The following is a 21502-nucleotide window of genomic DNA, read 5'->3' as shown; positions in this document are numbered from 1 at the left end:
TCGGGAGAGGTCATGGGGCGCATCATCCTCGTTCGGCACGAAACGGATCATCCCGCGCTCTACGGTGCGGCGGCGGCGCTCGTCGCGGCTGCCGAGGGCGGGCGGCTGTTCTGGCCGGCGGCGCAATTCGACTTTGATCGCCATCCCGATGCCGAACAGCATGTCGCCGATGAAGGCGCTCTCATCCCGAGCGGCCTGATCTGGGCGGATCGCCTCACCGGGCGAAGCGCCCGCCCTCTCGCCGAGCTTGCGGACGAGGCGGTGGCCGTCGTGCCCGTGCATGCGGCTTTCCTTGCCGACGGCGATGCCGTGTCGCGGCTTGCCGCAGCGGGGGCGGAAGACAGGACCGTCCGTCTGGAGGAGAACCGCTTCCTCGACGCCGACGGCCGCGTGATCGGCTGGCGGGACCGGTTCGGCCGGGTGCTTCCCGCCGAGCCGGCCGCCGTCGCGCCGTCCGGCCTCGTCCTCGCGCTTGCGGGGCCGGTGGAACAGTTTCTTGAAACCTGCCCGGCGCCGCTTGCCGCGCTGGGGGATGCCATCGATGCCGAGGCGCCGGGAGCCGCGCTGCGTTTCCTCGATCCGCGCGACCTGCCGGCCGATCCGCTCGCCGGTGTCGACGGCGTGTTGCTTCCCGGCGGATCGCAGATGTCGTCGGTGGCGGGGCAGATCGCGCTTGCCCGCGCCGCGCGGGCAGGCGGGACCCCGATCGCGGGCCTCTGCCTCGGCATGCAGAGCATGTCGACAGCGGTCGCCCGCGAGCTTTCCGGCTGGGAGGATACGGACATGGCGGAGGCGGCTCCTGCCGCCGCCCGTCACAGTTTCATCCGCATCGAGACAGGCGAATACAGGCTCGGCCGGCGCATCACCCGGTCCATGCCGGGCAGCCGCCTTCGGCAGCTTCTCGGGGCCGAGAGCGAAATCGCCTGCAATCACCGCTACAGGCTGGCCCCCGCCCTGCATGAAGGGCTGGCAAGCCGGGGCGTGCTGGTAAGCGCGCTCGGGGGCGAGCCGGGCCAGGACATCGCGGACGCGATCGAGGCGACAGACGGCTTCTACATGGGCATGCAGGGGCATCCCGAGCTTTCGTCCCGCCCGGGGCATCCGCACCCACTTCTTCGCGCCTTCGTGGCCGAAGCCGCAAGAACCGCCCGCGCCCGTCGGGCCTGACAGGAGAAAACCATGGATCTTGAACTCAGCCGCCGCACCGCCCTCGTGCTCGGCGCTTCAGGCGGCCTTGGCCGGGCCATCGCGGAAAGCCTCGCCGCCGAAGGCGCCAATGTCATTCTCGGCGGCCGTTCCGCCGAACGGCTGGAGCCGGTGCGCTCGGCCATTGCGGCGTCCGCACCGGGTCGCATCTCCACGCTCGTTACGGACCTTGCCGATCCGGCGGCCGTGGAGCAGGCGATTGCAGAGCTACAGGCCGGCGACAGGCCCGACATCCTCGTGCTCAACGGTGGCGGCCCCGCGCCGGGCGCTATGGCCGCGCTGGAGGCGGACAGCCTCGTCCCGCAGTTCCGCGCCATGGTCGAGGCGCCGATCCGCATCGCCACGGCCCTTCTGCCGCATATGCGCGAGCAGCGCTTCGGCCGCATTCTCGTGCTTCTGTCTTCCGGCGTCGTGCAGCCGATCCCCAATCTCGGCCTGTCCAACACGCTGCGCCTTTCCCTTGTCGGCTGGGCGAAGACGCTCGCCGCTGAAGTGGCGGCCGACGGCGTGACGGTCAACGGCCTTATCCCCGGCCGCATTCACACCGACCGCGTCGACCAACTGGATGCCGCCGCCGCCAAGCGGACCGGCAAGACGGCGGAGGAGGTCGCCGCCGCCTCCCGCGCGACGATCCCGATGGGGCGCTACGGCGCGCCGCGCGAATTCGCCGATGCGGCGTGCTTCCTCTGCTCGGGGCGTGCGGGCTACATCACCGGCACGAGCCTGCGCGTCGACGGCGGCATGCTGCGCAATATCTGAGGCAGAAAACCATGAGCGACTATGTCATCGACCCGCCCCCGGTGGTGAGCCTGCCCGTTGCCGGCTCCACGGCACACTTTCCCGTGCGGCGCATCTTCTGCGTCGGGCGCAACTATGCCGACCATGCGCGCGAAATGGGTCATGATCCCGACCGCGAGCCGCCCTTCTTCTTCGACAAGCCGGCGGACGCCCTGATCGTGGGAGAAGCGGACATTCCCTATCCGAGTTGCACCGGGCAGTTGGAGCACGAAGCGGAGCTGGTGGCAGCGCTCGGCAGCGGCGGCCGCAATATCGATGCGGCCGCCGCTGGACCGCGTGTGGGGTTATGCGATCGGCAACGACCTCACCCGGCGTGACATCCAGGCCGAGGCCAAGAAGCTCGGTCGCCCCTGGACGATGGCCAAGGGGTTCGACGGCTCCGCCGTTTGCGGCCCTATCCACCCTGTTGCGCGCATCGGTCATCCGGCGAGCGGAGACATCCGTCTGCACGTCAATGGAACGCTGCGCCAGTCCGGCGATGTTTTACAGATGATCTGGACCCTGCCGGAGATCATCGCCGCGCTTTCCCGCCTGGTCGAACTGAAGGCCGGCGATCTCGTCTATACGGGAACGCCATCCGGAGTGGGGCGCCTCGTTCCGGGAGACGTCGTGGAAATCACGATCGCGGGGCTCGGCGGGCTGCGCAATCGGGTTGTAGCGTGACACGGCCGAGCAGCGCGTGAAGGCGTTGGGCCATTGATAGGCCCACATCGTTTCGCCCGTCCCGCGCTTCGCCAGCGCTGGCTTGGCGTTCATGGTCGTCCAACTCTCCTCGATACCCGTCCCCTGCAGGTGTCTCCCTGTAACGGTGCCCCTCATCCAAGGCGCGGGCCACGTAATTTCTGATCAGGGGAGCAATCCAGCAAAAATCAGGAGCTCGTCTTTCGTCGCGGCACATCCTTCGGGTAAAATCGGTCCCGCACCTTTATGGAGATGATTTTTTGAGACCTGATAAAATGCGTTCCGTTCTTTCTTCCGCTCTTGTTTGTATCGCCGCCACTTCGGCATTTGCCCAGGCACCGGAACCGGTTTCGGACGATATGCCGCTCAATCGGTGCGAGGAGTTCCTGAAGGGAATCGATATTCTCAAGCCCGGTGAAGGCTTCGCCGTAAGGGAAATACCGGACGGCTGCATCGTTTCGAACAGCGTCTATCAGGCCATGAGCATGATGGGTTGGAAGACGGAGCGGCTTGTCATCGAACTCGACCGATTGCAGGATTATTTGTCCGACGCGCCCGACCTGAGCGGCAGTCCGCCGCAATGGGGACGCATCGTGGTCGATGGCGCTCGCCTGGCGCTGCAAACCAGCAGCAAGATGTCGAACTACATCAGTTCCGTCCAGCAATGGCCGCTGGATTTCGCTGCATCCTATCGCTTCAATGCACAGACTGGCTACCTGCACATACAGAATGCGGAGATCAGCAGCACCAAACTCGGCAAGGCTTCCTTCTCGGCTGAAATCAATGTGCCGGTCGGCTCGTCGGTTGCCACGCTCGCAGCCAATCCCACGGCAACGCTCACGCATCTGCGCTTGCGCCTGGATAATCAGGGCCTGTGGGAAAGCGTGGCCCTGCCAACCCTCGCCAATTATGCAGCACAACCGTCTGAAACCGGCGAGAGCGATCCGGAAGTCGATATCGCGCGTCTGCGCGATATCGCGGGAAAAGCCGTGGAGGCGCTGCCGGACAGCCAGATCGATGCCGGCTCTAGGAAAGCGCTGCTTCGTTTCGTGCAGGATATGCCAAACCCCACCGGCTTCTTCACGATGGATGTCCATTTCGACACGCCGCTGCCTCTTGAGCTTGGCGATCTGGAGCCGCAGAAGCTTGCGCAGCGTGCGCTTGCCGGCACGACAATGAGCATCAGCTATACCGCCCGCTGATCGACACGCGGTGAAGCAAAAAATGTGGTTGAGAAGACGCTCACCGGCGGTTTACCAAATCCCTGCAGTATGACCTTGTTTTGAAGCGGGGAGTGGGGAATTGGCTGCTCTGGTCGTCCAGATATGAGCTACGAAAGCGTTATCGCACTTCTGAATCCGGCAATGTCTGCAATATACTGCATGTCATTGCTCGTGCTGTGGCGGCGTCAGCGCCAGCTCGACTACATCGCCATTTTTGCTCTTGCATATGCGGTGAGGGTTTTGTGCTTTGGCGCACTCTATTTCGCCTTTTCCGAGCAGGCACCAGTTTTGCGGCAGGTTGCAAATGCGCTGATCCTGTTGTCGATGATGCTGCTGTCCATCGCGCTTTCCCGGCGTTATGCGCAAACGCCCTGGTACGGCGCGTTAACTCTCATCGGGGTGGTGACGCTTGCCGTGCTGTACTTCTTCCTGTTCGTAGAGCCGAACCTGCAGGCCAGGGCTGTCATTCTCAATTGGGGAGCAGCGGCGATTTGCCTTTTGATGCTGGTCGATGTTGCCAGGCGGCCTGCGCGGACGCCGGTTGAGCAACTGCTTTTTGGCCTCGTTTCTGTTTCCTGCCTGATTTTCCTTTCACGGCCTTTTGCGTTCCAGATTCCCGGCATTGCGAGCCTGGAGGTTGAGAGCACATACTGGCTGATCGTGTCGATTTCGGATGCACTCATTTGCTCCACGTTGGGGGTCGCGATTTTCGCGATCATCGCTGTCGATGTCATGGATGGAATTCGGGCTGAGGCGGAGACCGATGCGTTGTCCGGGCTGTTCAATCGTCGAGGTTTTGAACTTCGCGCGCGTGATGCGCTTGCGCGGCAAACGACCCAGACGAAGGTCGCGCTGATCCTCGGCGATCTGGATCATTTTAAGGTCATCAACGACCGGTTCGGGCATGGAAGTGGCGATCGGGTTATCCAGTCCTTCGCCAAGACCCTCAAAGCGAAAGCTCCCGAGGGAGCGATCATCGGGCGCCATGGCGGCGAGGAGTTCGTGATACTGCTCCCGTCGGTGCAAGCCGCCGCCGCGCATGATTTCGCCGAGACCGTTCGGTCCAGTTTCAAGGACGGGGCGCTTGACATGCTCCCGGACGGGCATGGTGCGACGTCGAGTTTCGGAGTTGCCATTGCGGCAACTGGCGAGGATCTGGTCGATCTATTGAACCGCGCCGATCGAGCGCTGTACCGAGCGAAGGCGGAAGGACGGGACTGCGTCCGGCTCGCTTGAAGGTGACCGCGCGCCGGACGGCTTCGACCTCTGTCTGCATGGCCTCGTCGTCATCGATGAAGGCCAGGAAGGGCGGTCCCCCGGATCACGCCGGGGACCGAAAAAGCCGTGATCGGCGTGGAGGCGAGGATTTCGGTGCTGGAGATTGTCCGCCTCGGCGAGTACACCGACGAAACCCCGCTCGACCTGTTGTCGAATGGACCGTCTCGAATGCAGGAAACGACAAGATGCCACGCGACATCAGGCTACCGGAAAACGACCTGGCTGCTTTGGCGACAGGCTTTCTACTCTCCCATGGCCTCAATGCGCCACAGGCCCATTGTCTGGCGGGGATTCTCGCGGCTTCCCAGCGCGATGGCAGCTTGTCTCACGGCCTGCAGCGCTTGCCGGGAACGCTGGACACGATGATGCATCCGCGTTTCAACAAGCACGCCGACCCCGCCCCGGAGAGCGTTTCTCCGGCGGTTGTTCGGATCGATGCTCAATTCGGCTTTTCGTGCCTGGCTGCCGAAAGAGGGATCGAGGCCTTGATCGAAAAGGCCGGCAAGGTCGGAATTGGTTTGCTTGCCGTCACGAACGGATTCCATTCGACAGCCTTGTGGCCGCTGGTCGAGCGGGTCGCCGAGGCCGGTCTCGTCGGCCTCTCGATGAACCCCACCCACGCCTGGGTCGCGCCGGCAGGCGGAACGAAAGGACTGTTGGGCACCAATCCGCTGGCCTTCGCCTGGCCGCGAAAGGGCAGGCCGCCTTATGTTTTCGATTTCGCGACCTCCGCCGCGTCCCGTGCCGATATCGCCATGCACCGCAACGCCGGCAAGGAGATTCCCGATAGCTGGGGCGTGAACCTGCAGGGTGAGCCCACGACCGATCCGGCCGAGGTTCTGGCGGGGGCGATGCTTCCCTTCGGCGGTCACAAGGGGTCTGCAATCGCGACCATGATTGAGCTGATGGCCGGTCCCCTGATCGGTGATCGCACGAGCCGCCAATCGCAGCATTTCGATCAGGGTGCCAATGCCGCGCCGTGTCATGGTGAGCTTCTGCTGGCCTTTTCGCCGGATATCATCGGCGGCGCTGCCGCTGATGAAGGTGCGGAATCCCTGTTTTCCGGCTTTTCCGACCAGAATGCGCGTCTGCCGGGCGATCGGCGTTATCGCATGCGAGAGGCGAGCGACCGGGAAGGCATCGCGGTTTCCGCGGTCCTTCTTGAACGTATCCGCGATTTGATCGAGAAGTGAACGATCGCGGTTGGTGCATCGCATCGAATGACAGCCCCCCGTTCGCAGCAGGATGCGCGATCTTGTGCCGACTTTGATGCAAGGGGTGCCAGCCATGGAAGCCGATATCGAACGCAGGATCGAAGTGGCATTCGACAGCCGCACCGAAACGGGGACGGTGCAGGCGGTTTGCTGATTGATCGATGAGGGTCAGCCGAACAGCGTGGCAACAGTTGCCATGGCTGTGTGGACGGCTCGCTCCGCCGCAACGGGATCGTCCGGCAACTCCAGTTCCGCCAACTCGATTCCCGCGATTTGCGATGCCGGGATCGTGGCGAGAATGGCCTGCAATTCGTCGGGCAAAAAGCCGCCTTCAATTCGATAGGCTGCAGGAACAAAGCCGGGTTCAAGGACATCCCAGTCGATGTGGATCCAGACCGGGGCGCTCCCGATCCGTCGGGCGATATCGGCGCCGATGGCCTCGGTGGGCGAAATGACCCGTATCCCCGCCGTTTGAAGCAGGGTGGCCTCCGAAGGATCGATATCGCGCGCTCCGATCAGAAGCGTGCGTTCGGGCGTCACACCGCCACCATGCCCGGTGTTCCAGATGCCGCTCGCCCCTGAGAGAGCCATTCCACCGAGATAACCGGATGCCGTCGTTTCAGGGGTGTTGAAATCGCCATGCGCGTCGATCCAGAGCACCGCAAGGTTATCGAGCTGGCGCGTCGCGGCCGGCAGCGTCGCCAGGCTCGCCGAGCACGTGTTCGCAATAACAAGCGGCAGCCGCTTGGCCGACAGGCTCTGCTCGACGGCATGAGCAAGCTCATGCAGCGTCTGTTCTGCCCCTTCAAGGGCCCGGTCCCAATTGTCGATGCACGGCGGCGCCGGGTTGCCGAGCGTCGTCATCGGCAATGTGTGTCTATGGGAGAGAGCATGGGCAAGCGCCGCCGCGCCCGGTATCGCCCCGCTGGTGCGGTCGCCGATCCTGCCTTGGGAGAGTATGATTTCGATAGGTCGAAACATTACCATCGCTATATTTTGAAGAATATAATGAGTCATCGAAGCGGCGATTTGCCCCGGCTTGTCAACCGGAAAATGCCTCTCTCCCTTCCTGCAACCAAAACAAAAAAAGCCCCGAGAACCGATGGGTCTCGGGGCTTTTGCATCATGTAATGCCGCAGAAGTAACCGATCCCTCAGCGCGATGGCTGGCACCGCTGGCCGTTCGGGGCGAAGGATCTGTTAAAACCCTTCAACCAGCGATCTTCATCGCCATCGCCATCGCCGTCACCTCGACGCGCATGCCTTCGATGGCGAGGGCGCTGATGCCGACGGCGCAGCGGACCGGGTAGGGCTTCTTGAAGAAGCGGCCACTACGAGCGGGCATCGATATGTCCGGCAGCGTTTTCCTGCATCAAGGGACTTGGACATGTTCGACAGAAGCCGAGAGATGGAATGAGGTAGCGGGCGCAGCAGACGCGGCGCTTGCGGATGGTTTGTGCTTCATCGAGATAGAGGATGGGGCGGTATAGCGGATTGCGCGTCCCATCCTCCAGATGGCTGGTCTCCATGAGGGCCCTGGCGTCGCGGATGCCGGCGGAGCCTTCCGGGGCAACGGCCTCCAGCCGCCGTGCAACGCCTTCGAAGAGATTGCCGGCATTGCTCCATAGGACATGACGGGAAAGCCCGCTGGCCTGGCTGATCGCATCGACGACGAAGGGCAGATGCGCCTGCGTCAGGAACGAGAAACGGTCGGTGCCGGGGGAGGGGGCGACAGCCTTGCCGTAGGACGAAACGCGAAGGGCCATGATCGCACCTTCGGCATTGATATCCAGCGCTGTCGTCTCCAGGGGAAGCGGCAGCCGCCAGTCGATGAGGATTGCCGCGGCGAGAACGGGCGTCACGACCTGCAGGAAATAATGCTTCGACCATTGCGTGGCGACGGCGCGGCGTTCCTGCCCCTGCCCGTAGCGACGGCCGTATCTGCCGAGCGTCTCCGCAAGACGGTCCCTTTCCAGAAGGGCGGACAAGGGCAGGCTGTCATGGGCGAGCGGGAGGAGCGCCGTCTGCACGCCGAAGGCGGACATCTTCGCGAGGAAGGCCTTCAAGGCATCCGGCTGCTGCATCGCGTCCCGCTTTCTCAGGCAAGCTTTCCGGCGATGGTGTCCATCATCCGGGTGAGGGCCGCGACGGAACCGAAGGGCCAGTTCGCAGCGCCCGCCGTGATGACCTTGCCGGCGGCGACGACCGGCAGCATCGGCCAGAGCGCGGATTCCGCCAGTTCCTGTGGAACGCTGTCGGAAAGCAGGACCAGAATCGTCTCCCCGTCGAGAGCGGCGAGGCCCTCCAGGTCGATCGCGGTGAAGCCGAAGGGCTGCGGCGGCAGGGAAAGGCCTGGCGGAAAGCCGATCCTGTCGAGAAGCTGCGCGATGGCGGCATTGGACGAGAAGACGCGAAGGCGAGGGGTACCTGGCAGGGGCTGCGCAACGACGAGCTTCCGGCCGGCATTGCCGGCGCGCACCTTGTCCTTCAACGCGGCCACGCGTTCATCGAACCCGGAAAGAAGCGCTGCCGCGGCATCCTCGCGGCCGAGCGCCTTGCCGGCCTGGCGCACGCCGGCATAGACGGCCGCCAGCATGTCGCCGTCCGCCGGCTGGTCGTCGAGGAGTTCCGTCGGTGCGAGTGCGGCGAGCTTTTCCCGCAGGGCCTGATGCCGGAAGCGGGAGGAGAGGATGAGATCGGGTGAAAGCTTGCGGATCGCCTCCATGCTCGGCTGCTGGCGCCGGCCGACATCCACCGCAGCCGCCAGCCCTTCATTCTCCACCGCGACCCAGTTGCGATAGGCGTCGAGTTCCGCGACGCCGACGGGGCGCAGCCCCAGCGAGAGCGCGATCTCCGTCGCCGTCCATTCGAGCGTGACGACCCTTGTCGCCATGGCCGCACTGGCCAGACGCGGCGCGGCGAGCAGCGCCGCCACGCCGGCGAGGAAGGCCCTGCGGCTCGTGCCGATCACCATTTGACGCTCACCGTGCCCACGACGGTCAGTCCCTGTCCATAGTAGCATTGCGTGGCCGTGGCGCATCCCGCGACGTATGTCTTGTCGCCAAGATTATAGCCGTTGAGCTGGAAAGCGAAGCGGTCATGCTCGTAGCGGGCGAAGGCATCGACCAGCGTGTAGCCCGGTACGAAGAAGCTGTTGGTACTGTCGCCCGCCGTCTTGCCGATATGGCGCACGCCGCCGCCGACCGTGAGCTTGCCGTCCCAGCCGTCGGGCGTCGGAACCTCGTAGCTGATGAACAGCGATTGCTGCTGCTTCGGCACGGTGAAGGGCATCTTGCCGACCTGCGAGGCCGTCTGGCTGCGGGTGATTTCCGGATCCTGTACGCTTGCGGCGGCGATGATGTTCAGCCCGTCCCACAGATTGGCTGTGGCTTCGAGTTCGACGCCGCGCACGCGGATCTCGTCCGTCTGGTGGTAGACGGTGGCGACGCGCTGGACGACGTTCTGCTGGGTCGCCTCGAAGCCGGACAGCATGACGGAGAAGTCCTCGTCCGGCGACATGTACTTGACGCCGACTTCCTTCAGCTCGCCGGTCGTCGGCTTGAGCAGCTGGGGCGCCAGCGTCAGCACGGGAAGGAAGGACTTGGAATAGAGGGCATAGGGAACGAAGCCGTTGTCGAAGACATAGGCCGCGCCTACCCGGCCGGTGAAGGCGCTGGGGTCCTGCGAATAGGATGTCGTCACGCCGGTCGCCAGCTTGGTGTTGTCGGAATCGATGCTGACATAGTCCTGCCGCCCGCCGACCGTGAGGCGGAAGTTGCCCAGCTCCATCTGGTCCTGGGCGTAGATCCCGACCTGTCGCTGGACCTGGTCGAGATGGTCGGTCAGCGTCGCGGGCATGACGGCAGGGCCGTAGATTGGGTTGAAGACATCCTGTGTCGGCCCCGCGCGCGAGCCGGTATCGTTGGCGAGCTTCTGCCATTGCAGGTCGAGGCCGCCGAGAACGGTGTGTTGCACCGGTCCGGTGTCGAAGCGGTATTCCAGGCTGGTATCGAGCGCCAGCGCATTGAGCGTCGGCTGGGCATTGTAGACCGTCCGGGTGATCGTCTGCTGCGAACCGAGGACCCAACCGCTGGTGAAGAGGTTCTGGTAGTTGGTGTCGAGATAGGAATAGCGGAAGTTCTGCCGCAGGGTCAGGTCTTCGTTCAGCGCATGCTCGAAACGGTAGCCGATATAGGCCGTTTCCTTGTCATAGATGGCGAGCGAGGGGTCTCCGTCGGAGAAATCCCGCGGGATGGTGAGGCCGAGGCTGTTGGGAAGCACGCTGCCGACGGCGGGGATGATCGCGCCGGTCTGGCCCGCATCGTCCTTCATATAGGCGCCGTAGACCGTCAGGCTTGTGTCCTCGTCCGGCGACCACCGGATAGTCGGGCTGATGGCGAAGCGGTCGTTCTTGCCGAAATCGACCTGCGTATCGCTGTCGCGATAGATACCCTCGACCCGGTAGCTCATGCCGGTGTCTTCGCCGAGGGGCCCGGTCGTGTCGAAGCCGACCTCCTTCAGGTTGAAGCTGCCGAGGCGGCCGTAGACCTCCGTGCCGGGCGTCTCGGACGGATCCTTGCTGACCATGTTGATGACGCCGCCGACATTCGTCTGGCCGAACAGGGCCGAGCTCGGGCCGCGCAGCACGTCCACGCGATTGAGGAAATAGGGATCGACCCGGAAGCCCGCATAGCCGCCCGGCTGGTTGGCGATCTGCGGAATGCGCAGCCCGTCGAGATAGAGGTCGGCCGGAAAGCCGCGGACGGTGAAATATTCCGAGCGCGTGTCGTTGCCATAGCGTTGCCCGTTGACGTTGGCGCTGTAGACGAGACTGTCGGAAACCGTCTGCACGGCGCGGTCCGTCATGGCGCCCCGCGTGATGACGGATATGGACTGCGGCGTTTCCTTGACCGGCGTGGCGGTCTTGGTGGCCGATGCGCTGTCGCGCGCCACATAGCCGCGCTGCTCCAGGCGCGCGCCCTTCCTGGCGTTGCCGCCCTCGACGGTGACGGCCTGCAGCTGCGTCACGCCGGCGCTGTCCTGCGCGAGCGCGCCCGCGCCGGAAAGCGTCAGCAGCGCCACGCCCGAAACCAGGGCGGCATATCTTGCCTCGCCGCGATGCCGGGAAAGGATTTCGCGGGGGAAGGGAACGGAATTCATCATTGGGCAGACCTGTCGTTTCATGAAGGCATGCGGCGGGAGCGGTGCAAGCCGGTACTGGCTTTCCAGCATTCCCACCGATTTTCACGATTTAAGTAGACTTTTTTACTCAATATTGTCAGGTCAAATTTGGGCGCGATCGGGCCATGTTCCGGCCCACTCGCACCCTCTTTCCATTTTCGCCGAAAACGGGCCAATCCATGCTTTTGAAAAATCGTCTCGTTCAGACTATGGCTCCCGCCGCGGAAGGCGGCAGCGCCCCTTCTGCAGGGGAAACGAAGCGTCCCGCGCAGCATGGAGGCGATATGAGGCGGCCGCAAGCCATCGATCTTCAGAACGTCCCGCGCCCCATGGCCGCGATGGCACGGGTCTATCAGGGCAGCGTCGATTCCGGCTGGCACAGCCATCGCCGCGGGCAGCTCCTGCTGATCAAGGACGGCTTCATGACGGCCCGAATCCCCTCCGCCTCCTTCATCGTCCCAAGCGGCTACGGCCTGCTGATCTCGCCCAACGTGCCCCATGCCGTCACCGCGCATGGCCGCGTCGCCATGCAATCGCTCTATATCGAGGCGAACGATACGCCGCAGGTCAATTGGGAGCCCATCCGGGTCATTCCGATGTCGGCGCTGCTTTCCGCCACCATTTCGGCCCTGCTCGGCGAGCCCGTCCTCTATGACGTGGAGGGGCGTGGCGGCCATCTCGTCGCGCTGATCCTCGAGGAGATCGCCAGCGCCGAGGAGAGCCCTTTCGCCCTGCCCATGCCGACCGACAGGCGGCTCCAGAAACTGTGCAACGACCTTGCCGAAACGCCCTCCATCGATCTCGACATCGACCATTGGGCCGACAGGCTCGGCATGAGCCGCCGCACCATGACCCGCCGCTTCCGCACGGAGACGGGCATGAGCTTTTCCGAATGGCGCCGGCGCATGCGCATGGCCCATGTCATGCGCCGGCGGGCGGAGGGCGCGCGCCTCGACGAGGCCGCCGTCGATGTCGGCTACCGCAGCCTTTCGGCACTGCGCAAGGCGATGCGCGAGGTTCTTTCATGAGCATGATTCCTGTTGCCGAGACGCGAGGCGTCGGCATGGTCTTTGAGGGGGTCCATGCGCTTCGCGACGTCAGCGTCTCGATACGCCCCGGCCACATTACCGCCATCTGCGGCGCCAACGGTTCCGGCAAGAGCACGCTGCTGAAATGCCTCGCCGGACTGGAAACGCCGACGAGTGGCGTCGTGACGCTGGCCGGCCGGCCCCTCGTCGAGCTTTCCCGCCGCGATATCGCCCGCCAGCTTGCCGTGCTCAGCCAGAATCCCGAAACGCCGGCAGGGCTAAACGTCGAGGAACTGGTCGAGCAGGGCCGCTATCCGCACCGCCCCTGGCTCGGGCGCCTGACCGCGCGGGACCGCGGGGCCATCGAGGCCGCCATCCAGCGGGTCGATCTCGGCGCGATGCGGGAACGCCAGATCGCCACGCTTTCCGGCGGGGAACGCCAGCGCGCCTGGGTGGCCATGGCGCTTGCGCAGGAGCCGAAGCTGCTTTTCCTCGACGAGCCGACGAGCTTTCTCGACATTCGCCACCAGGCCGAATTACTGACATTGCTGCGCCGCCTCAACCGGCGCGAGGGACTGACGATCGTGGCCGTCCTCCACGACCTCAACCAGGTCATGGACCTGGCCGACGACGTCGTACTGATGCGCAAGGGCGAGGTGCTGTCCATCGGCACGCCGGCCGAAACCCTGACGCCGGCCCTCCTCTCGGAAGCCTTCGGCTGCAAGGTCGACGTGGTGCCGCACCCGCGCGACGGCCGGCCCTTCTGCCTGGTCGACTGGATCGACGACAACCGGGACGTGCGATGACGGGTGCGAGGCTGCCCATATCGAAGGCCATGTCTGGAGCCGTCTCCGGCAATGGCCTGTGGCTCACCGGCCTCTTCCTGCTGCTCGTCCTCGCAGTGCTGGATCTCCGGCTCGGCAGCAGCCTTATCGGCTGGTCCGATGTGCTGGCTTTCCCGCATCGCCCGGCGACCCTGCCGCAAGCCATACTGGAAACGGTCCGCGCCCCGCGTGTTGCCGCCGCGATGCTGATCGGCGCCGCACTGGCGGTCGCCGGCGCGGTGATGCAGACCACGCTGCGCAACCCTCTTGCCGCTCCCGATATCCTCTCCGTCACCAGCGGGGCGCATCTCGCCCTCGTCATCGCCACGCTGCTCCTGCCCTTTCAGATGCCGTCGCTTGCGGCCACCGTCCTCGGCGGCATGGCCGGCGCGGCCGCCTGCCTGACGCTGGGTGGCGGATTTCGCGCCCCGCCCGTCCGCCTGGCGCTGGCCGGCGTCGCGATCTCGCTCAGTTTCTCCGCGCTCGCTTCGGCGATCGTGCTGATGGCCGACGAGCGCGCCTCCGGGCTGGTCCTCTGGTCGTCCGGCATTCTCGACCAGACGGGCTGGCAGAAGGTCGCGACCGCCGGCCCGGCGATCCTGGCGGCGCTGGCCCTTCTGCTGGGAACGACCCGCGCGCTCGATCTGCTTGCGCTCGGGGACGATGCCGCAAGAAGCCTCGGCATGACCCGGATAACGACGCTGCTCGGACTTGCGGCAAGCGTCGTCCTGTCGGGCGCGGCGGTCGCGCTTGCCGGTCCCGTTGGCTTCGTCGGGCTTGCCATTCCCAATCTCCTGCGCGCATTGGGCCTGACGCGCCATCGCCGCGTCCTGCCTCTGTCGGCGCTATGGGGAGCCAACGCGGTCCTGCTTGCGGACGTGACGGTCCAGCTTCTCTCCACCAGCGGAACGGTCCTGCCGACGGGAACGGTCATCGCGTGTTTCGGCGCGCCGGCCATGCTGGTCGTCCTGCGGGTCGCCCGCACCGGCGCGGAGCGAAGGCATCGCGATCCCGGCCTGTCGAAGCGGCTCGGCGGTCTTTCTCTTGCCGGCGGCATCGCCATCGCGCTTCCCGCAATCCTGCTCGCCGGTCTGGTCTTCGGCGACGGCCTCTCGCTTTCCCCCAGCGAGGTGCTCGCGAATCTAGATCTCAGGGCGCCCCGCCTCCTGATCGCGCTCGGCGCGGGTGCGTTTCTCGCAGCCGCCGGGGTCCTGCTCCAGGCCGTGACCCGCAACCCGCTCTGCGGCCCGGAAACGCTCGGCCTGACGCAGGGCGCGGCGCTCTTCAGCCTGCTGGCTCTGCTTGCGGGGCTTGCGCCCGGCTCGCTGCCTTTCCAGATGGTGACGGCCGGCGGCGCCTTCGCCGCGCTTCTCCTGGTCCTGCCCTTCGGCCTGCGCCGCTCGCCCGAAAAGCTGGTGCTTGCCGGGGTGGCGACGGCGGCGAGCCTCGGCGCGGCCGGAACCCTCGTCGTGGTCGAGGCGCGGCTGCAGACGGCCGAAGCGCTGTCGTGGCTTGCCGGTTCCACTCATGGCCGCGGCTACGAGGATGCCCTCATGCTGATGCCCTGGCTTGCCCTCCTGCTTTTCGCCGCCGTCGCGGCCGCGCGCCATCTCGACACGCTCGCCCTCGGCGACGAAACGGCTCGCGCCCTCGGCCTCGCCTCGAAAGGAATGCGCATCGTGACGATCGCCTGCGCGGGCCTGTGCGTTTCCGTCGCCGTCTCGTCCATGGGCGCCGTCGGCTTCATTGGCCTGCTCGCCCCGCACGCCGCCCGCCTGCTCACCGGCCCAAGACACGCTCGCCTCCTGCCCGTCGCGATGATCCTCGGCGCGCTCCTGCTGGCGATGGCCGACATCGTCGGACGCAGCCTGATCGCCCCCAACGAACTCCCCGCCGGCCTCATCACCGCCCTCATCGGTGCCCCGCTCTTTACGCTTCTCCTGCGGCCGCGATCAAACGGACGAGCATCGAACAGGTGAGCTTTGCGGGCCGGAAAGGATGCTGGATGCACCGCGCTCGGGCGCTACGCAGCGGCCTCGGATGTTCTCCGAAAAATAGAGGTCGAAGGGTAGGAATGTCTGGTCGGGCGCGGTCGTCTTCGGCTTGGCAATGGTGACGACTGTCACTCCTTGTTTCGTGCTGATGAGCGACCCCATCTCTGCAGCCACGCTGAACCTCGATCCTTGCCCTCAAATCGCAATGGACTGCGCAAAAGCAGATTGGTCTCTGCATCTTCATCGAAACCGCGTGCCGAGCCGAGGCAAGGATAGGCGGCGATGCTTCGCGCCGAACTGAAATGGACCTGGGCAGGCATCCATCCTCACGACACGCGGGGTCTTGCAATTGGTTTGCATGTCATCTATTTAGTTTGCATGCAAACTAAATAGGCCGACGCGATGCCATCGAACCCGATGCTTCCTCTTTCCAGCCGCCGCCTCGGTACGCTCATCAGCCTGGTCTCGCGCCAATGGCGCAAGGCTGTCGATGCGCGGCTTCAGGCGTTCGGCCTTTCGGAGGCGACATGGCTGCCGCTGTTGCGGCTGGCGCAGGCAGGCAGACCCATGCGACAGAAGGATCTGGCCGCTGTGCTGACGCTCGATACGTCCTCGGTCGTCCGCATCCTCGCCAATCTGGATGCGGCCGGCCTGATCGAGCAGCATCCCGACGAGGAGGACCGGCGGGCCAAGGCGATCGCCATCACCGCGGCGGGCAGGGCGCTGGTGCGGCAGGTGGAAAGCGTGTCGCAAGGCATCGAGGACGAAGTCCTTGCCGGTATCACGCAGACCGATCTGGCGATCTCCCGCCATGTTCTCGAACAGGTCTGCGGACAGCTGCTGACCATGAACGAAAGCGATAGAAAATCATGACGATCCTGTCCGGCCGGTCGGAGGCCGTGACGCCTGCCGCGCCTGTCCGCACGCCTTTATGGCTGCTGGCGCTGATCACGCTCAGCGGCACGCTTGCCATGCATATCTTCGTGCCGGCGCTTCCATTGGCGGCCAGGTCCCTGGACGCGACGACCCATGCCACGCAGTTGACGCTCAGCACCTATATTGCCGGCCTTGCCGTCGGGCAGCTTGTCTATGGGCCGGTGTCAGACCGCTATGGCCGCCGGCCGGTGCTGATCGCCGGCATGCTGATCTATACGGCGGCGAGCCTTGCGGCCTTCTTTGCGCCGACCGTCGAGGTGCTGATCGTCGCGCGCCTGTTCCAGGCGCTCGGCGGCTGTTCGGGCCTCGTGCTCGGCCGGGCGCTCGTGCGTGACGGTGCGTCCGGTGCCGAGGCCGCCCGCAAACTCTCGCTGATGAACCTGATGACGATGGCCGGCCCCGGGCTTTCGCCGCTGATCGGAAGCGCGCTTGCCGAGACGACGGGCTGGCGATCGATCTTCGTCGCGCTCACCTTGCTGGGCCTTGCCAATCTCGCGCTCATCCACGCGCTGCTTCGCGATCGCCCGACGGCCGGCGGAAAGGACGTGCGGCAGGTCATGCGCAATTATCTGGCGCTGCTGCGTTCGCGGGCCTTTCTCGGCTATACGATCGGCGGAGGCTGCGCCACTACCGCGCTTTATGCCTATATCGGCGCGGCGCCCTTCATCTTCGTCAACCAGCTTCACCGGCCGACCTACGAGGTCGGCGTCTATCTGGCGATCAATGTCGCCGGCATATGGTTCGGAAGCCTTGCTGCAAGCCGCGCCGTCTCACGCATGCCGACCGCGCGCCTGATGATCCTCGGCAATCTGATAAGCTGCATCGCCGCGACCCTGTTTCTCGCCGCCGCCCTTTCGGGCTGGCTGAATGTAGCGCTCGCGGTAATGCCCATGCTGGTCTTCAGCTTCGGCGCGGGGCTCGCGTCCCCGGCGGCGTTGACGGAGGCGCTCGGCGTCAACCCGCAGGCCGCCGGATCCGCTTCGGGACTTTACGGCTCCGCGCAGATGGCGATCGGTGCCGCCTGCACGGCGCTTGGCGGCCTCGGCGGCAATCCGATGCTTGCTGCCGGCTCGGTCCTGTTCGGCGCGGGCGTCGTCGCGCAGATCTCTTTCTGGCTCGCCAATCGGGCACGCGCCTGACGGGCGGGCCGCCGTGAAAAGACCTGCGCCCCACGGCGTGGGGCGCATGACCTTCGAGGATCATCCCTGACTGGGTCTTTCCCAGAGGTTGAGGCTCTGGCCGATTCCCTTGGCCTTGGCGTTCTGGAGCAGATCGAAGCCCCAGCTGATATCGAAGACGGCCATGCCGCAGGCGATGAAGATCACGCGTTCCCTGCTGTTCTCCCGGCCGGGCTTCTCGCCGTTGACGACATCGCCGAGGCCCGTCGAATCCTTCAGCGCCGGCAGCTTGCCGGCATCGATGAGGCGGAAGAACGGGCCGCCGATGACGCTACCGTAATAGGCATCCTTGTTGCCGGAGGCGATGGCGTCCTCGACATAGGCTTCCTGCAGGGATGTATGGTCGTAGACGATCCTGGCGCTGGTCAGGAAGGATTCGTCCGTGTTGAACGGGCCGGAGACGAGGATCGTCGCGCCTTCCTTGATCCACTCGTCCTTGAAGAACAGGGGTTTCAGGCGGGAGGCTGCGACGGTGATCACGTCCGCGCCGCGGAAGCCGGCCTCGGTATCGTCGACGCCGACGGCTTCGACGCCGTATTCCGCCGCCGCCCAGTTCGCGAACTCCTTTGCCTTGTCGAGGAAGAGGTCGAAACAGACGACCTTCCTGACCGCGCCGAGCTGGGTCATGATCGCGGTGAAGCAGGCCTTGTTGATGGGGCCGCAGCCGACGACCGAGACGACCTCGGCGTCCTTGTTGGCGAGATGCTTTGCGGCGACGCCCGGCACGCCGCCGGTGCGCGCTGCGCTCAAGAGGTTGGCCGACATCAGGGCCAGCGGCGCGCCGGTGTCCTTGTCGTTGAGCATCATGGTCAGGATCGAGCGCGGCAGGCCCTTTTCCATGTTGGCGTGGTTCGAGCCGTACCACTTGTTGCCGCAGACGTCGAAGCGACCGCCGAGATAGCCGGGCATGGCGGCAAAGCGCCGGTCGGGACCGGCGACCGGCATGTTCGGGAACGTCGTCTCCTTCGGAAAGACGATGTTGAGGCCGTGGCTGTTGTGGTTGGCGCCGCCCATCAGGTAGTCGCCCTTGCCGAGCAGGCTGAAGGTCTCCTCGCACACCTCGACGCAACGCCCGGCGTCCAGCACGCCGGCGGCGATCATGTCGGGTTCCGAGAGATAGGTGAAATCGATCCTGGGATACATGGAAACAACCTTTTCTTGAGATTTAGAACCGGAGGAGGGGCTTGATGTCGTAGAGGCGGCAGCCGGGGCTTGCGGCATTGGCGCGCATCAGGAAGTTCAGCTTCTCTATGCGCTCGCCCGAGCGTGGTGCGCCGTTCTTTTGGAAGGGCACTTCGAGGCCGACGGAAAAATCCATCACCACATCGTCGACCATGCCGCCGGAGCGGCCGGAGGGGACGGAGAACATGCCGTTCTCGCTGGCGAAACGATGGGCGTCCATCGCCTCGGTGATCGTGCCGACCTGGTTGGGCTTGAGGATGAAGCCATCGACGGCCCGCGTCTCATGGGCGCGTTTCAGGAGAGCAGGGCTGGTGACGGTGAGGTCGTCGCCGAGAACGATGGTGCGGGTCAGCTCCCGAACCGCCTTGCTATAGCCGTCCCAGTCGTTCTCATCGAGGAGATCCTCGATGAAGACCATATTGAACTTTTCCGTCAGGCTCTTGGCATAGGCGATCAGCTCGTCGCTGGTGACCTGCTTGCCCTTCAGCAGATAGGTGCGGGCCTCCTTGTCGTACATCTCGCTCGAGGCGCAATCGAGCGCGAAGGCGATGCGGCCGGTATAGCCGCAGGCGTCGATGGCCTCCTGCATCAGGGCAAGAATGACCTCCGGGTCGTCTGAGGGCGCGGCATAGCCGTAGGAGCTCGCGACCTGCGGCTTGTGGCCGAGATGTTTCGTCAGGACTTCGGCGAGTTTCTGGAACACCGTCACGGCCATCTCGACGGCGAAGTCGATGCTGTCGGTGCCGTAGGGGACGATCAGGAATTCGTTGAAGGCCTGCGTCAGCGTCTCGTAGCGCCCGCCGTTGACGATGTTGAAGCAGGGCACCGGAACGGTGCGGATGTCCCGGCCGGCAATGTGCCTGTAGAGCGGCATGCGGCGCGAGTCGGCCGCTGCGCGGAAGGCGGCGATGGAGGCGGAATAGATGGTATTGCCGCCGAGATTGTGCTTGTCCGGCGTGCCGTCGAGCGTGATCATCCTCATATCGATGGCGCGCTGGTCGAAGACATTCATGCCGACGAGGGCCGGGCCGATGATATCGATGGCATATTCGACCGCCTTGTGGACGCTGAGGCCGTTGTAGCTGGACCGGTCGCCGTCGCGCAGGATGAAGGCCTCGTGCATGCCGACCGAGGTGCCGGTGGGGGCAGCCCCGCGCCCGGCGGCGCCGCTCTCTGTACGGATCTCGACCTCGACGGCCGGGCGGCACTTGCAGTCGATGATCTGCTGGGCACGGACGGATGTGATCTTGTCTTCCATGGTCATTTGTCCTTCTCGAGCGCCGGGACGTAGAGGATGTTGAGGTCGCAGAGGTTGGTGCCGGTATTGCCGGTGAAGACCGCGGAGCCGATGGCGTCGAGCGCCTCGAAGCAGCTGTGCTCGCGCAGCGCCTGGTAGAGGCTGATGCCCTTGCCGGTCGCCGCCTTGAGGCTGGTGGAATCGGTGATGCCGCCGGCGACCTTCGCCGTGCCGTCGGTGCCTTCGCTGTCGATGGAGAGCAGGCACGCACCTTTCGTCTTGGCGGCTGTGATGGCGAAGCTCACCGTCATCTCTTGGCCGGGGCCGCCATGGCCCTTGATGGTGGAATTGTCGAGAATCTGCGTCGTGACCTCGCCGGAGCTGAGCAGCACGCAGGGCGCCCTGACCGGATTGCCGTAGGTCTGGATCTCGCGCGCCATCGAGGCGAGGAAGGTGCCCGCATCGCGGCTTTCACCTTCGAGAAAGGAGGTGAGGATGACGGCGGGAATGCCCATCTCCGCGCAGGCTTCCTTGGCGTAGACGCAGGAATCCGGCAGCGTGTTGAGCAGGAAATAGGTGTTGTCCGGAAAGGCCTTCGGCGTTTCCTTGTCCGGCCCCGCATTCATCAGGTAGTCGACCACGCTTTTCGGCAGGCGATCGGCGACGTCGTAATTGACGATGGTCGCCCGCGCGTCGTCCAGCGTCGTGGCGTCGGGGCCGATGGGCGTGCTCTTGTAGGCGGCATAAGGGACGGCGATATCGCCCGTCGCCGGCGAGCCGACCGCATCGGAAATGCCGAAGCCGATCAGCTCCGCGCCAACATCCTGAATGCGTTTGGCGAGCATGCCGCCGTTCAGCGCCGAAATGTGCCGGCGCACGGCGTTGATCTCGACGATGCCGGCGCCGGACTTCAGCAGCACGTCGGTCGTGTCGATCTCGTCCTGGAGGGAAATGCCATCGATGGGGCAGGACATTAGTGCCGAGCTGCCGCCGCTGATGACGGCGATGAAAAGATCGTCCGGCCCCGCCTGATCGACGATCTCGATCATCTTCCTCGAAGCCCGGAAACCCTCTTCGTTCGGCAGCGGATGGCCGCCGACATGGACTTCCGTCTTGTTGAAGCGGTCGGTCTCCTCGTGGATCTTCACGATGGCGATGCCGCGTGTCAGGCGGTCGCCGAGAACGTGATCCACCGCCATCGCCATGTGGTTGCAGGCCTTGCCGGCGCCGAACAGGTAGACGTTCCGCTTCTTCGACAGGTCCCAGGACCGCGTGCCGATGGTGAGTATATCGCCGTCCATCCGCATGATGGAGCGGATGCGGTGGTAGCTGTCGAGCCGCTCCAGCGTGCGATCCGCGATTTCGAGCACGATCCGCCGTGACTGGACGTCACCCTGTGCGAGCAATGCTTCTGAGTTACTGATTTTGTTCATCTTTTACACTCGGCGATGCGTTTTCCGGGAGGGGCGGGATGGCGGTCGCTCATCTGCCTGCGCATAGCCAATGGCCGAAAAACAATTGATTGTCAAACAATCAATTGACA

General features: G+C 64.8%; 18 protein-coding genes and 1 pseudogene. 11 read left to right on the top strand and 8 right to left on the bottom strand.

What is annotated here, in order from left to right:
* Positions 1-12 precede the first annotated feature (12 nt).
* The 6 genes and pseudogenes from ShzoTeo12_RS24370 to ShzoTeo12_RS24345 all read left to right on the top strand — a co-directional run bounded on the left by ShzoTeo12_RS24370 (position 13) and on the right by ShzoTeo12_RS24345 (position 6379).
* Complete coding sequence (locus ShzoTeo12_RS24370) at positions 13-1167, top strand: glutamine amidotransferase-related protein (protein WP_318912832.1); 1155 nt, start codon at positions 13-15, stop codon at positions 1165-1167.
* 12 nt (positions 1168-1179) lie between these two features.
* Positions 1180-1965 (top strand): SDR family oxidoreductase, encoded by a 786-nt coding sequence (locus ShzoTeo12_RS24365; RefSeq protein ID WP_318912831.1) that lies wholly within the window; start codon positions 1180-1182, stop codon positions 1963-1965.
* 11 nt (positions 1966-1976) lie between these two features.
* Positions 1977-2667: pseudogene (locus ShzoTeo12_RS24360) on the top strand (fumarylacetoacetate hydrolase family protein).
* A 293-nt stretch (positions 2668-2960) separates the two neighbouring features.
* Complete coding sequence (locus ShzoTeo12_RS24355) at positions 2961-3887, top strand: hypothetical protein (protein WP_318912830.1); 927 nt, start codon at positions 2961-2963, stop codon at positions 3885-3887.
* Between the two features lie 123 nt (positions 3888-4010).
* Positions 4011-5144 (top strand): GGDEF domain-containing protein, encoded by a 1134-nt coding sequence (locus ShzoTeo12_RS24350; RefSeq protein WP_318912829.1) that lies wholly within the window; start codon positions 4011-4013, stop codon positions 5142-5144.
* Positions 5145-5371: 227 nt separating this feature from the next.
* Positions 5372-6379, top strand: coding sequence for an Ldh family oxidoreductase (locus tag ShzoTeo12_RS24345; RefSeq protein WP_318912828.1), 1008 nt, complete (start codon positions 5372-5374; stop codon positions 6377-6379).
* A gap of 189 nt (positions 6380-6568) precedes the next feature.
* On the opposite strand, the gene ShzoTeo12_RS24340 is transcribed toward ShzoTeo12_RS24345, so the two are convergent.
* The 5 genes from ShzoTeo12_RS24340 to ShzoTeo12_RS24320 form a co-directional block, all read right to left on the bottom strand.
* Complete coding sequence (locus tag ShzoTeo12_RS24340) at positions 6569-7381, bottom strand: arginase family protein (protein ID WP_318912827.1); 813 nt, start codon at positions 7379-7381, stop codon at positions 6569-6571.
* Between the two features lie 228 nt (positions 7382-7609).
* Positions 7610-7744, bottom strand: coding sequence for a hypothetical protein (locus ShzoTeo12_RS24335; protein ID WP_318914386.1), 135 nt, complete (start codon positions 7742-7744; stop codon positions 7610-7612).
* The gene (gene fhuF, locus ShzoTeo12_RS24330; RefSeq protein WP_318912826.1) at positions 7731-8483 is read right to left on the bottom strand and encodes a siderophore-iron reductase FhuF; all 753 of its coding nucleotides are present in this window, start codon (positions 8481-8483) and stop codon (positions 7731-7733) included. Before fhuF ends, ShzoTeo12_RS24335 begins: the two co-directional genes overlap by 14 nt.
* Positions 8484-8497: 14 nt before the next feature.
* Positions 8498-9373 carry an iron-siderophore ABC transporter substrate-binding protein gene (locus tag ShzoTeo12_RS24325; protein WP_318912825.1) on the bottom strand — a complete coding sequence of 292 codons (876 nt, stop codon included), beginning with the start codon at positions 9371-9373 and terminating at the stop codon, positions 8498-8500.
* Entirely contained in the window at positions 9367-11562 is a 2196-nt protein-coding gene (locus ShzoTeo12_RS24320; protein WP_318912824.1) for a TonB-dependent siderophore receptor, read from the bottom strand. Before ShzoTeo12_RS24320 ends, ShzoTeo12_RS24325 begins: the two co-directional genes overlap by 7 nt.
* 302 nt (positions 11563-11864) lie before the next feature.
* Here ShzoTeo12_RS24320 and ShzoTeo12_RS24315 point away from each other — a divergent pair, with 302 nt between their 5' ends.
* The 5 genes from ShzoTeo12_RS24315 (at position 11865) to ShzoTeo12_RS24295 (ending at position 17501) form a co-directional block, all read left to right on the top strand.
* Positions 11865-12608 carry a helix-turn-helix transcriptional regulator gene (locus ShzoTeo12_RS24315; RefSeq protein ID WP_318912823.1) on the top strand — a complete coding sequence of 248 codons (744 nt, stop codon included), beginning with the start codon at positions 11865-11867 and terminating at the stop codon, positions 12606-12608.
* Positions 12605-13414: an ABC transporter ATP-binding protein gene (locus ShzoTeo12_RS24310; RefSeq protein WP_318912822.1), complete on the top strand. Its 810-nt coding sequence runs from the start codon at positions 12605-12607 to the stop codon at positions 13412-13414. The genes ShzoTeo12_RS24315 and ShzoTeo12_RS24310 overlap by 4 nt, the downstream gene beginning before the upstream one ends.
* Positions 13411-15411, top strand: coding sequence for an iron ABC transporter permease (locus ShzoTeo12_RS24305; protein ID WP_318912821.1), 2001 nt, complete (start codon positions 13411-13413; stop codon positions 15409-15411). Before ShzoTeo12_RS24310 ends, ShzoTeo12_RS24305 begins: the two co-directional genes overlap by 4 nt.
* A 417-nt stretch (positions 15412-15828) precedes the next feature.
* Positions 15829-16299 carry a MarR family winged helix-turn-helix transcriptional regulator gene (locus ShzoTeo12_RS24300; protein WP_318912820.1) on the top strand — a complete coding sequence of 157 codons (471 nt, stop codon included), beginning with the start codon at positions 15829-15831 and terminating at the stop codon, positions 16297-16299.
* On the top strand, positions 16296-17501 hold the full coding sequence (locus ShzoTeo12_RS24295; protein ID WP_318912819.1) for a multidrug effflux MFS transporter: 1206 nt from the start codon (positions 16296-16298) through the stop codon (positions 17499-17501). Before ShzoTeo12_RS24300 ends, ShzoTeo12_RS24295 begins: the two co-directional genes overlap by 4 nt.
* Before the next feature lie 60 nt (positions 17502-17561).
* On the opposite strand, the gene ShzoTeo12_RS24290 is transcribed toward ShzoTeo12_RS24295, so the two are convergent.
* Genes ShzoTeo12_RS24290 through ShzoTeo12_RS24280 form a run of 3 tightly spaced genes read right to left on the bottom strand, consistent with a single transcriptional unit; the run spans position 17562 to position 21392 of the window.
* A complete protein-coding gene (locus ShzoTeo12_RS24290; RefSeq protein ID WP_318912818.1) occupies positions 17562-18683 on the bottom strand; it encodes a tyramine oxidase subunit B in 1122 nt (373 codons plus the stop codon).
* Positions 18684-18705: 22 nt separating this feature from the next.
* Positions 18706-19980 carry a phosphopyruvate hydratase gene (gene eno / locus ShzoTeo12_RS24285; RefSeq protein ID WP_318912817.1) on the bottom strand — a complete coding sequence of 425 codons (1275 nt, stop codon included), beginning with the start codon at positions 19978-19980 and terminating at the stop codon, positions 18706-18708.
* Positions 19981-19982: 2 nt separating this feature from the next.
* Positions 19983-21392, bottom strand: a complete 1410-nt coding sequence (locus ShzoTeo12_RS24280) for a glycerate kinase (protein WP_318912816.1) — start codon at positions 21390-21392, stop codon at positions 19983-19985.
* Positions 21393-21502: the final 110 nt, after the last annotated feature.

Origin of the sequence: Shinella zoogloeoides (genome assembly GCF_033705735.1) — a bacterium.
Lineage (GTDB): Bacteria > Pseudomonadota > Alphaproteobacteria > Rhizobiales > Rhizobiaceae > Shinella > Shinella zoogloeoides_A.
Note: the sequence above shows the minus strand (reverse complement) of the source record. Positions and strands in the feature narration are given on the sequence as shown.